An 11,677-nucleotide genomic window follows, 5' to 3' on the forward strand; every position below is an offset into this window, starting at 1 on the left:
GCGGGGCTGTTCAGCTGGTACGGGCGCCGTTCAGGTCCGTACGGGCGCCGGGCGCAGCTCCATCGTGCAGCACTTCACGCTGCCGCCGGCCTTGTGGAATTCGCTCATGTCGACGGCCAGCGGCTCGTACCCGCGGTCGCGCAGGGCCGCGGCGAGCCCGGCCGCCTCGCGCGGGAGGACGACGTTGCGGCCGTCGCTCACCGCGTTGAGGCCGAAAACGGCGGCGTCCTCCGCGGTGGCGAGGAGGGCGTCCGGGAAGAGCCGGGCGAGGACGGCCCGCGAGCCGGGCGAGAAGGCGCCGGGGTAGTACATGATCTCGTCGGCGGTGTCGTCGAGGACGGCGAGCGCGGTGTCGAGGTGGTAGTAGCGCGGGTCGGTCAGCTCCAGGCTGATCACCGGCCGCCCGAAGAACTCCTGCGCCTCGTCGTGCGCGAGCGGGCTGCTGCGGAAGCCCTGGCCGGCGAGCAGCCAGCCGGAGGTGACGGCGAAGTCGCCCTCCGCCTCGTTGACGTGCTCGGGCTCGCGTACGTCGGCGAAGCCCGCGGCGCGCTCGCGGAACCACGCGAGGTGCGCGGGCGCCTCGCCCGCGCGCTCGGGGTTCGCGAATCGCGCGCCCAGCACGCGCCCGTCGACGACGGTCGCGCCGTTCGCGGCGAAGACCATGTCCGGCAGGCCGGGCACCGGTTCGAGTATCTCGACGGTGTGGCCGAGGCCACGGTAGCGGTCGCGCAGGTCCTCCCACTGGAAGAGGGCGAGCGCGGGGTCGACGGGCTTGCGGGGGTCCATCCACGGGTTGATGGAGTACGCGACCCTGAAATGCGCGGGTGGGCACATCAGGTAGCGACGGGGCGTGGGTATGCGCAATGCGGGCTCCTCGGGGTGTGAGTTCCCTGGTACGGGGCCGGGCCGGTCGGGCCCGCACCCCTGGCAGGATTGTGCGCTCGTTCGCCGCGCCGGGCGAGCGTTTGCGCTACCGCGCCGGGTACGTCAGGGGCGCGGGGAACTGCGCGCTCAGCCCCCACCGGGGCGCGGGTAGTCACCGGCCCAAGGGGGCAGTTGCTGTCGTTCCCGGACCACCGGCCGGTGGAGGGCTGAGCGCGCAGTTCCCCGCGCCCCTGGGGGGCGCCCCGCGCCCGCGGGAAGGGCGGCTCATGCGCGCAGGGGCAGGATCAGCGGGGCGCCCGTGCGGGGGTGGGGGATGACTTCCACCGGGTGGGCGTAGACCTCGGTCAGGAGGGGGGAGGTCAGGACGTCGGGGGGCGGGCCGCAGGCCGTGACACGGCCCGCCGCGAGGACGGCGACCCGGTCGGCGTGCGCGGCCGCGAGGCCGAGGTCGTGGAGGACGACGACCACCCCCCGCCCGGCGGCAGCCTGCTCGCGGCAGACGCGCAGCACCAGCTCCTGGTGGTGGAGGTCCAGCGCGGCGGTCGGCTCGTCCAGCAGCAGCAGCGCCGCGCGCTGCGCGAGGACCCGGGCCAGCGCGACCCGCGCGCGCTCGCCCCCGGAGAGCGCCGGGAAGGGGCGGTCCGCGAAACCCACCGCCTCCGTCGCGGCCATCGCCTCGGCCACCGCCGTGTCGTCCTGCGCGGCCAGCGGCGTGCCCGCCCAGGGCGCGCGGCCCATCCGTACGACCTCCCCCGCGGTGAACGGGAAGGCCAGCGGCGCGGATTGGGGCAGCACCGTGCGGCGCCGGGCGAGTTGGCGCGGCCCCCACGCGGCGACCGGCGCCCCGCCGATCCGCACCGCGCCGCCGGCCGCGGGCAGGTCGCCCGCGAGCGCGGCCAGCAGCGTCGACTTGCCCGCGCCGTTCGGCCCGACGAGCGCGAGCACCTCGCCCGCGGTCACGTCGAGGTCGACCCCGTCCAGTACGGTCCGGGTCCCGAGGCGTACCCGCAGCTCCCGGGCCGAGGCCAGCACCTCGCCCGCGCGGGGCGACGGGGTCGGCTCCGTACGGTCGCGGCGCCACGCGGAGTTGAGGAAGCTCACGCCCAACCTCCTTGCCGCGCACGGGTCCTGCGCAGCAGCCAGAAGAAGAAGGGGCTGCCGACGAGCGCCGTCAGCACCCCCAGCGGCAGTTCGGCCGGCGCCGCGAGGGTGCGCGCCCCGAGATCCGCGGCCACCAGCACCAGCGCGCCGCCCAGCGCGCTGCCCGGGACCAGGAAGCGGTGGCCGGGGCCCGCCGCCATCCGCAGCAGGTGCGGCACGACGAGCCCGACGAACGCCACGATCCCGGCGACGGCCACCGCCGCCGCCGTGAGCAGCGCCACCACCAGCACGAGCGTCATCCGCAGGCGTTCGACGTCCACGCCGAGGTGGCCCGCCTGCCGCTCGCCCAGCGCCAGCAGGTCCAGACGGCGGGCGAAGAAGGGCGCGACCGCGAAGCCGGCTGCCGCGCAGGGCAGTACGGCCCACACCTTGGGCCAGGTGGCCTGCGCGAGGGAGCCGAGCTGCCAGAAAGTGATCTGCGTGAGCTGGGAGTTGTCGGCGTAGAACACGAACAGGCCGATGAGGGCGCCCGCGAACGCGTTCACGGCGATGCCGGTCAGGACGAGCGTGACCACCTCCGTACGGCCGCCGGAACGCGACAGTCCGTACACGAGCAGGACGGTCGCGAGCCCGGCCGCGAACGCGCACACCGTCACCGTCCACGTCCCCGCGAAGGTCAGGCCGAGCGCGATCGAGCCGACGGCGCCGACCGCGGCGCCCGACGAGATGCCGATCACGCCGGGCTCGGCGAGCGGGTTGCCGAACACGCCCTGCATGAGCGCTCCCGCGCAGCCGAGCGAGCCGCCGACGAGCAGCGCGAGGACGATGCGGGGCAGGCGGACGTCCCACAGGACGGATTCGGCGACGCGGTCGAGGCGGTGGCCGCCCACACCTGCGCGGTGGGCGGTGGAGGCGAGGACGTCGGCGGGGGGGATGTGGTAGGCGCCGATGCCGGCGGAGAGCAGGCAGACGGCGAGGAGGGCTGCGGCGAGGGCGAGCGTGAGGAGGGTGGTTCGGGGGGTGCGCTTCGGGGTGGGGCTTGCGGTGGTGCCCGCGACCTTCTGCCGGTGGGGGGTTGCTCGCGCAGTTCCTCGCGCCCCTCGCCAGCTGTGCCGGCCGGAGTCGGGGGCCACTCCGGGGGTACCTCCTCGGAATGCGCGTCTGGCCACCTCCGTATCCGTTGACGGAGTCGATGCGCATTCCTCCGGGGGCACCCCCGGATCGTCCCCCTCGTGTTCCATGGCGGCATTCCGCCCGGTGGGGGGTGGGGTGGGGGTCATGACGTCTTCTCGTGGATGCCGGCGGCGAGTTCGCGCAGGACCGCGTCGGTGCGGGGGCCGAAGTTGAGGAGGGTGCCGTCGTCGATCGCGACCACGCGGTGGTCGAGGCCGGCGGGCGTCTGGGCGACGCCGGGGACCTTTTCCAGGCCGGGGACGCCGCCGACGGATTCGAGGCCCTTGGTCATCACCAGGATCACGTCGGGGGCGGCTTTGACGAGGGCCTCGCTGGTGATCGGGGTGAAGTCCTTGGTCAGGCCGGAGGCGACGCCCGCGTCGATGCCGCCGGCCGCGTCGATGAGGGAGTCGGCGCCCGAGCCGCGGCCGCCGATCAGGTAGACGGAGGCGGTGCCGCGCAGGTAGAGGAAGGCGACCCGCGGCTTGGTGGTGCCCGCGGGGAGGGAGTCGCGGACGGCGGTGATGCGCTGCTCGGTGCGGTCGTGCAGGGCCTTGCCCGCGGCCGGGACGCCGAGTGCGGCGGCGACGGTGGTGATGCGCGGGCCGACGTCCGCGAGGGAGGTCGCGGCGGGGAGGACCACCAGGGGGATGCCCGCCTGGCGGATCTGCGCGATCGCCTCGGCGGGGCCGGTGGACTCCTCGGCGAGGACGAGGGTGGGGTGGAGGGAGAGGACGCCCTCCGCGGAGACGTCGTGCGCGCGGGTGACCAGCGGGAGCTTCGCCGCCTGCGGGAAGGTCGCGGTGATGTCGCGGGCGACGACGTGCGAGCCGAGGCCGAGCGTGAAGACGATCTCGGAGAGGCCGCCGGTGAGCGGCACGATCCGGTCGTCGGAGGCGACGGTGACGCGGTGGCCGTCCGCCGAGGTCACGGTGGCGGGGAGGGCGGGGGTCGGCGCCGCGCCGGGCAGGGGCTCGATGGTGTCCGCGGGCGCGGCGGAGGAGGCGGTGGAGGGGGCCGAGGCGGTGTCCTTCCCGCCGCACGCGGTGAGGGCGAGGAGCGCGGCGGTGGCCAGGGCGAGTGCCGCGTACGTCCGGCGCCGGGCCCTTGCCGTGCCGGACGGGAGGGGGGTTGCCGTCCGCGAAGGGCCCGCCGGCCGTGGGGGGTCGGCGGCGTCGGGGCGGGGGCGGCGTCCCGTCCGCGCCCGGGAATCCTCCGCCGTGGCGCGGCGTCGCGCATGACGCCTGTACGTGTCCGGCCTGTGCACGGAGGCGGCCCCTTTCGCTCCTGGAGTGGTGGCGGGTGGTTCCCGCAGCCCGCTCGGTAGCTTAGGTTAGCCTTACCTAAAATCACAGCCCAGAGGGGGCCTGATGCCGTCACTTCGCCATGCCCGCGTCCGTATCGCGGGCGCCTTCGCCGCGGTCGTGGCGGCTGCCGCCGCCGTGCTCGGGGCAACACCCGCCGCTCAGGCCGCCGGTGGGGTGACCGTGAGCGGCGGGCGGCTCGACTGGGGGATCAAGGCGTCCTTCCAGAGCTACGTCACCGGGCCCATCGCGCACGGGAGTTGGAGCCTGACCGGGAGCGCGGACACCGTCGGGAGCGAGCAGTTCCGCTTCCCTTCCGCGCAGGGGTCGTACGATCCCGCGTCCGGCGCGCTGAACGCGGGCTTCTCCGGCGGGGTGCATTTCGTCGGGCACAAGCAGAGCAACGGGGTCTACCAGCTGGACCTCACCATCTCCCGCCCCTCGGTGCGGATTTCGGGGCGCAGCGGCACCCTCTACGCCGACATGAGCAGCAAGGACAAGGACTCCGGCAAGGTCACGGTGTCCCGGCAGGTGCCGCTCGCGAGCCTCGCGCTCGGCGGGGTCGACACCCGGGGGGTGACCGGGCCGCGGCTCGCGCTCACGGGGGTGCCCGCGACGCTCACCACGCAGGGGGCCCGCGCGTTCGCCGGGTACTACACGGCGGGCACCGCGCTGGATCCCGTCACGCTGTCGGTCGACCTGCACCCGAAGCAAGCCACGACCGCCCCGTCCAAGTCGCCCACCGCGAAGGCGACTTCGCGGGCGCCGGGCAGCATCGCGGACGGCGCCGTCGACTGGGGCGTGCGCCGCACCTTCCGGGAGTACGTCACCGGCGACATCGCCCAGGGCAGCTGGCAACTCGCGGGCGGGGCGAAGGAGGGCGGGGCCCTCTTCCGCTTCGGCTCGGGCAAGGGCACGTACGACGCGGCACGGCACACGCTGGACGCGTCCTTCTCCGGCAGCGTCCGCTTCCTGGGGATGCGCGGCCAGGACGGCGCGTACGGACTGGACTTGACGCTGCATCAGGTACGGGTCACCGTCGCGGGCGGCAAGGGCACGCTGTACGCGAACGGGCAGCCCTTCGTGACCTTCCCCGCGGCACCGGTGGTGAAGGGCGGGCTCGTCACGGTGGACGAGGCCGCGGCGACGCTCACCGCGCAGGGGGCGGCGGCTTTCGGCGGGCTCTACGCGGCGGGGACGGCGATGGACCCCGTCACCCTGTCCGTCGCCCTCGACCCGGGCGTGGCGCTCCCCGCGCTGCCCGACATCGGCTCGGACGCCCCCACCACCGCGCCCGCGGCCACCACCACTCCCCCGCCGTCCCGTTCGCCGCAGCCGGTCGCCTCCTCCGGCGGGGACGGAGGCGGGGGCGGTACGTCGGCGGGCCTGATCGCGGGCGTCGCCGCCGCGGTGGCGGCCGTCGCCGCCCTCGCAGCCGCACTGCTCGTCCGCACCGCACGCCGCCGCCGTACGGCAGCCGACCCCGACGACACCGACCCGTCGGCCCCCAACTCCCCCGCCGGTGACGGCGGCTGACGCCCCCGGCCCCCAAACCTCCGCGGGCGGCGCGCTTTCGGCGTCGCCCCCGTCCCGCCGCGCGCCGACGCGCGGCCACCACGTTCCCCTTCACGCTCTTCGAGGAGAGATCCGCCATGACCGCCCGCATCCGTACCCGCTCCCGCAGAACCGCGCTCGCGACGGCCGTCGTGCTGGCCGCCGGCGCCGCCGCGCTGGGCATGCCCGCGCTCGCGTCCGCCGCCGGGGGCGGGTCGCTGCCGCTCAGCGGCGGCACCTTCGACTGGGGCGTGAAGCAGTCCTTCCGCTCGTACGTCACCGGTGCCGCCCAGGGCACCATCACCACCGCGGACGGCGCCACCGCCAACAGCGACGGCACCTTCCGCTTCACCGCCGGCACCGGCTCGTACGACACCGCGACGCACGCGGTGACGGTGACCTTCAAGGGCAGTGTCGAGTTCGCGTCGACCGCCCACGGCTTCGACATCACGCTCGGCGACCTCAAGGTGGCCACGCAGGGCACCTCCGGCACCCTCACCGCCGACGTGACGGCGGGCGGCAGCACCGCGGACGACGTGGAATTCGCCACGCTCGACCTTTCCGGGGTGCGGCCGGGCAGCGGCGCGGACGGCGCGATGACCTTCGACGGGATACCGGCGGCCCTGACGGCGGCGGGCGCGCAGGCCTTCAACGGGATGTACGTGGCGGGCACCGCGCTTGACCCGGCCGACCTCGCGGTGAAGGCCGACGCGCCCAGCACCCCGCCCACCACGCCGCCGACGACCCCCGCGACCACGCCGCCCACCACCCCGGCGTCCCCCGGCGGTCCGGCCGCCGTGGTCGACGGCAATCTCGACTGGGGCGTCAAGGAGTCCTTCCGCACCTACGTGACGGGCCCGATCGCGGCCGGCAAGGTCGAGCTGACGGGCGGCGCGACCGCCACCGCGGCCGGCTACCGCTTCCCGAAGGGCACGGGCACGTGGGACGCGGCCGGCACGGAGCTGAACGCGTCCTTCTCGGGCGGCGTCCGCTTCCTCGGCCACCTCCAGCAGGGCACGTACGCGCTGGACCTGAAGCTCTCGGACCTGAAGGTGCACACCGAGGGCGCCACCGGCACCCTCACCGCGGACGTCGCGTCCAAGGACCTGGCCAGCGGGAAGGTCACCGACTACGACGACCTGGCCATCGCCGACCTCGGCGGGGTCGCGCCCGCCGCGAAGGACGGCGTGGTGACGGTCGCCGCCGCGAAGGCGACGCTCACGGCGGACGGCGCGAAGGTCTTCAGCGGCTTCTACGAGAAGGGCGCCGCCCTCGACCCGGTCACCCTCGCGGTCTCGCTGAGCGACGACGCGGGCCTGCCCACCGCCGCCCCGACCACCGGCGGCACGTCCGGCGGCACCTCGGGCGGCGCCGGCACGTCCGGCGGTACGGGCACGGACGGCGCGGGCAGCGTCGGCGGCACGGGCGCGCAGCTCGCCGAGACGGGCGCGGGCGTGCCCACCGGCGCGCTCGTCGGGGCCGCGGGCGCGCTGGTCCTCGCGGGCGCGGCCTTCACCGTGACGGCGGCCCGCCGCCGCGCCTGACCGCCCCCACGACGGGAAGCGGGCGCCCGCCCCCTCTGCACCGGGGCGGGCGCCCGCTTCCACGAGCACCACGGACGTACCGACGTGACGACGTACGCGGGACGCCGGGCGGACCACCATCGGCCGCCCGGCGTCCCGCCGCTCCCCTCGCGGGGGGGCTGCTCAGGGGACGGACCCCGCACGGCGCCTCACGCGGCGCGCGGGAATTCCTCGCCCAGCGCCGCGAACAGCTCGCTGTTGAGCCGGAAGGCCTCCCGGCACTCCTCGACGACGCGGCCGCGCTCGGCCTCGTCGATCGCGAGCGCGTCCAGCAGCTCGCGGTATTCGCGCTTGAAGGCGGCCGGGTTGGCGATGTCCTCGAAGACGTAGAAGCGGACGCCGTCGCCCTTGTGGGGCAGATTCCACGTCTTCTCGGCGATACCGCGGATGACCTGGCCGCCGGAGAGGTCGCCGAGGTAGCGGGTGTAGTGGTGCGCGACGTAGCCCGCGGGCCATTCGGCCGCGAGCTGGGTGATGCGGGCGGCGTAGCGGGCGGTGGCGGGCAGCGGGGCGCTGCGCCCGCTCCGGCCGGGGCCGAGGAGGTGGTGGAGATCACGTTCCAGGGCGGGGACGCGGCGCAGCTCGGGCCGCAGGAAGGGCCCGGCGACCGGGTCGCCGGCGAGGACGTCGGCGCCTTCCTCCAGGGCCCGGTAGATGTGCAGCAGCTCCTCGGCGAGGCGGGCGTAGGCGGTGACGCCGAGGTGGCCGCCGAGCAGGTCGGCCATGAAGCGGGAGTTCTCCGCCTCGGTGTGCTGGGCGCGGCTGGCGTCGCGGATGACGGCGGAGAAGGGCTGCGCCGGTGCGGGCGGGGTGAGCGCGGACAAGGGCGCTGACATGGGAGACCTCCGGTGTCCTGCCGGGGGCCCGAGCGCCGTCCGGCAGTCAGATCATCACAACTTAGGTATACCTAAGTCAATGGGTTGCCGACGTCATGTCGGAAAAAATCGCCGGTGGAAGTGGCGGGAACACGGCGACCCCGGGTGGGTGTTCATTCCCGGCAGGAGGGAGGATGTCCTCCACCAGCCGCGTACCGTGGACACTGCGGGACGGGGGCGAGGGAAGGAGCTCGATGGCAGGCAAAGGCAGGTTGGCCGGGTGGGTGCGCCGCCGCGCGGAGGGCGCCGCTGGGGCCGATGTGCCCGACCTTCGCCGGGACCCGCTGGTCAGGGCCGCCACCGCCGCCGGGTTCCCCGTCGCGCCCGCCGCCCACCCCGCGAACTACGGCTGCTCGTGCGAGCGCATCGGCTGTCCCATCCCCGCCGTCCACCCGGTCTCCCCGGCGTGGCAGACGCAGGCCAGCACCGATCCGGACACCCTGGAGCGCTGGCTCGGGCGGGACCCGCTGGCCAACTTCGTCACCGCCACCGGTGTCGGCCACGACGTCCTGGACGTCCCCGCCGAGGCCGGCCGGCTCGCCATCGAGCGGCTGATCGCCGACGGCGCCACGCTCGGCCCGGTCGCCCTCGCCGGCGACCGGCTGCTGTTCTTCACCGCGACCCGCGGCAATCCCGCCGACGAGGACGAGTGGTGGCCCTGCGAGCTGGACTGCCACCCCGAGACCCGCGACGAGCATCCCGGCATCCGCTGGCACTCCCGCGGCAGCTACGTCCTGCTGCCGCCCTCCCGGCTGCCGTCCGGCGAGACCGTCGAATGGCTCACCGGGCACGGCCTCGACCTGCCGCTCCCCGACCCGCTGCCGGTCCTGGACGTCCTCGCGGACGCGTGCGCGCAGTTCTCGTACGAGCCGGAGCGCGAGCCGGCGACCTGGCTGCGCTGAACGCCCCGGCTGAACACCGCGCCGAACACCCCCGGGGGCGTCACTCGCCCTTCGCGGAGACCAGGCCCACCACGCGGCTGAGGAAGGTCACCTTGCCGCCGCCCGCCCCGGGCACGGTGACCAGCTCGTCGGCGACCGTCGACCGGGTGATCGACGTCTTCGGGGTGCCGGTCATGAGCGCCTTGGTGTCCTCGTCGAGCGAGAGCTTGTAGCCCGCCCGGAAGGTCGCGCGCGACTGGTGGCGGGTGGCGAAGAAGACCACCGCGCCGCCGTCCGCCGTCCGCAGCGCGACCGGCGTGAAGTCGCCGCCGCTCGCGGGCTGGTCGGCGTACTGCGTGACCGAGTTGGCGGTCTTGCCCAGCGCGGCGCGGTCCGCGCGCACCTGCGTGGTGGAGCGGCCCTCGGCGAAGGTGCCGGCGCCCTCGCCCTTTTCGAGGTAGGCGGCGTACGTCTGGCTCAACTGCCCCGGCTGGACGAGCAGATCCGTGCCGCCCAGGCCCAGGTCGACGGCGTAGCCGTCCTTGTCCTTCGCGAAGTCGGGCATATGGGCGGCGGGGACGGCCGCCACGTAGACCGCCTTCCACGGCTGGTCGGGTCCCGCGTGCCGGAAGACCAGCAGCCAGCGGCTGTCCTTGCCGCGGTTGGTGGCCACGTCGGCGACGAAGTATTTGGGCCAGCCCACCTGCTTCGGTATGAGGTAGCGGGCGTCGGAGAAGGCCAGCGGCTGGTAACCCGCGTTGCCCTGCGGGTGGTTGGTGTGCCGGGCGCGCAGCCCCGCCTCGTCCGTCGCGCCCAGCACCCCGGATTCCACGGTGCGGATGTCCTGCGGCGAATTCGCCTTGTTGGCCCGGTTGTTGACCGTCAGGAAGTTCGCCAGCACCGCGGCGGCCTTCTTCTGCTGCACCGACGGTATGCTCTCGCGCTCGCCGTGCACCGTCATGCACCCGGCCAGCGGCAACAGGGCGAGCGCGGTGACGGCGGCCCCGAGGCCCCCCCTGCGGCGGTTCATGGCGCGTGGCTCCTCAACTCGTACGGGTGAGCTGCTGGCTGAACTCCCGTGCGATGACGCGCGGATTCGCCGCCACATTACCGGCCGGATGCCGCTCTCACGGCAGGGTCAGGATCTCCGCGCCCTCGGCCGTGACGACCAGGGTGTGCTCGAACTGCGCGGTGCGCCTGCGGTCCTTGGTCACGACCGTCCAGCCGTCGTCCCAGATCTCGTACTCGTGCGTGCCCAGCGTCAGCATCGGCTCGATCGTGAACGTCATGCCCGGCTTGATCACGGTCGTCGCGCGCGGGTCGTCGTAGTGCGGGATGATCAGCCCGGAGTGGAAGGACGTGTTGATGCCGTGCCCGGTGAAGTCCCGCACCACCCCGTAGCCGAAGCGCTTGGCGTACGACTCGATGACCCGCCCGATCACGTTGATCTGCCGCCCGGGACGCACCGCCTTGATCGCGCGGGCGAGCGCCTGGTGCGTGCGCTCGACGAGGAGCCGGGACTCCTCGTCGACCTCGCCGACGAGGTAGGTGGCGTTGCAGTCGCCGTGCACACCGCCGATGAACGCGGTTACGTCGAGGTTCACGATGTCGCCGTCGCGCAGCACGGTCGAGTCCGGGATGCCGTGGCAGATGACCTCGTTGACGGAGGTGCACACGGACTTCGGGAAGCCGCGGTAGCCGAGGTCGGAGGGGTACGCACCGTGTCCGGTCATGTACGCGTGGGCGATCGCGTCCAGCTCGTCCGTCGTCACCCCCGGGGCGACCGCCTTCGCCGCGGCCTCCATCGCCCGGGCCGCGATCCGCGAGGCGGTCCGCATCCGCTCGACCGTCTCGTCGTCCTGCACCTCGGGCCCGGTGTACGGGGTGGGCCCCGGCTTCCCCACGTACTCCGGGCGCGGAATCGACGCGGGCACCTGCCGGGTGGGCGAGAGCTTGCCGGGGACGAGCGGCGACGGCTGAGACTGCTGACCAGACATGCTGGGGAGTGTATCGGCGCGCATGACGGGGCTGCGCGTCGGCGTGCTGGGTAGGTGGTCCCCGTGGCAGAAGAAGGAGGAGAGGCCGATGGCGGTCTTCCGGACGAAGAAGCCGGCCGGCAAGCCGGGCGAGTGGTTCTACTGCCTGGACCACAAGCAGGCGGAGGAGGGACCGCAGTGCCCCTCGAAGAACCGCTTCGGCCCGTACCCCTCGCGGGAGGCGGCGGAGTCGGCGATGCAGCAGGCGGCCGAGCGCAACCTGGAGTGGGACACCGATCCGCGGTGGTCCGACAAGTCCTGACCCCCGCGGCGAAAGGCGCCCCG

Annotated in this window: 11 protein-coding genes; 4 read left to right on the forward strand and 7 right to left on the reverse strand. The window is 74.5% G+C overall.

All coding sequences use genetic code 11. From position 1 onward, the window contains the following. Positions 1 to 30: 30 nt before the first annotated feature. From ddaH to ACH4SL_RS33565, 4 genes are all read right to left on the reverse strand, one after another. Entirely contained in the window at positions 31 to 864 is an 834-nt protein-coding gene (ddaH, locus tag ACH4SL_RS33550) for a dimethylargininase (RefSeq protein ID WP_398452974.1), read from the reverse strand. A gap of 285 nt (positions 865 to 1,149) precedes the next feature. Continuing rightward, the gene (locus ACH4SL_RS33555) at positions 1,150 to 1,986 is read right to left on the reverse strand and encodes a heme ABC transporter ATP-binding protein (protein ID WP_398452977.1); all 837 of its coding nucleotides are present in this window, start codon (positions 1,984 to 1,986) and stop codon (positions 1,150 to 1,152) included. After that, a complete protein-coding gene (locus ACH4SL_RS33560; RefSeq protein WP_398452979.1) occupies positions 1,983 to 3,119 on the reverse strand; it encodes a FecCD family ABC transporter permease in 1,137 nt (378 codons plus the stop codon). Before ACH4SL_RS33560 ends, ACH4SL_RS33555 begins: the two co-directional genes overlap by 4 nt. A 143-nt stretch (positions 3,120 to 3,262) precedes the next feature. Further along, positions 3,263 to 4,234: a hemin ABC transporter substrate-binding protein gene (locus ACH4SL_RS33565; RefSeq protein WP_398453182.1), complete on the reverse strand. Its 972-nt coding sequence runs from the start codon at positions 4,232 to 4,234 to the stop codon at positions 3,263 to 3,265. A gap of 295 nt (positions 4,235 to 4,529) precedes the next feature. Here ACH4SL_RS33565 and ACH4SL_RS33570 point away from each other — a divergent pair, with 295 nt between their 5' ends. Then, positions 4,530 to 5,999 (forward strand): HtaA domain-containing protein, encoded by a 1,470-nt coding sequence (locus ACH4SL_RS33570; protein WP_398452982.1) that lies wholly within the window; start codon positions 4,530 to 4,532, stop codon positions 5,997 to 5,999. Positions 6,000 to 6,115: 116 nt separating this feature from the next. Further along, positions 6,116 to 7,561 (forward strand): HtaA domain-containing protein, encoded by a 1,446-nt coding sequence (locus tag ACH4SL_RS33575; protein ID WP_398452985.1) that lies wholly within the window; start codon positions 6,116 to 6,118, stop codon positions 7,559 to 7,561. Between the two features lie 188 nt (positions 7,562 to 7,749). Here the strand turns inward: ACH4SL_RS33575 and ACH4SL_RS33580 are convergent, their stop codons facing one another. Next, the gene (locus ACH4SL_RS33580; RefSeq protein WP_398452987.1) at positions 7,750 to 8,436 is read right to left on the reverse strand and encodes a heme oxygenase (biliverdin-producing); all 687 of its coding nucleotides are present in this window, start codon (positions 8,434 to 8,436) and stop codon (positions 7,750 to 7,752) included. Between the two features lie 233 nt (positions 8,437 to 8,669). Between ACH4SL_RS33580 and ACH4SL_RS33585 the strand changes: the two genes are divergently transcribed. After that, positions 8,670 to 9,377 (forward strand): bifunctional DNA primase/polymerase, encoded by a 708-nt coding sequence (locus tag ACH4SL_RS33585; protein WP_398452990.1) that lies wholly within the window; start codon positions 8,670 to 8,672, stop codon positions 9,375 to 9,377. 40 nt (positions 9,378 to 9,417) lie between these two features. Here the strand turns inward: ACH4SL_RS33585 and ACH4SL_RS33590 are convergent, their stop codons facing one another. Together ACH4SL_RS33590 and map are read right to left on the reverse strand one after the other, a co-directional pair. Further along, the gene (locus ACH4SL_RS33590) at positions 9,418 to 10,386 is read right to left on the reverse strand and encodes a hypothetical protein (RefSeq protein WP_398452993.1); all 969 of its coding nucleotides are present in this window, start codon (positions 10,384 to 10,386) and stop codon (positions 9,418 to 9,420) included. 97 nt (positions 10,387 to 10,483) lie between these two features. Further along, a complete protein-coding gene (map, locus tag ACH4SL_RS33595) occupies positions 10,484 to 11,353 on the reverse strand; it encodes a type I methionyl aminopeptidase (RefSeq protein WP_398452995.1) in 870 nt (289 codons plus the stop codon). 88 nt (positions 11,354 to 11,441) lie between these two features. Here map and ACH4SL_RS33600 point away from each other — a divergent pair, with 88 nt between their 5' ends. After that, positions 11,442 to 11,654, forward strand: a complete 213-nt coding sequence (locus ACH4SL_RS33600) for a hypothetical protein (protein ID WP_398453184.1) — start codon at positions 11,442 to 11,444, stop codon at positions 11,652 to 11,654. Positions 11,655 to 11,677 lie beyond the last annotated feature (23 nt).

The organism is Streptomyces sp. NPDC021020 (genome assembly GCF_044333285.1).
Taxonomy (GTDB): domain Bacteria; phylum Actinomycetota; class Actinomycetes; order Streptomycetales; family Streptomycetaceae; genus Actinacidiphila.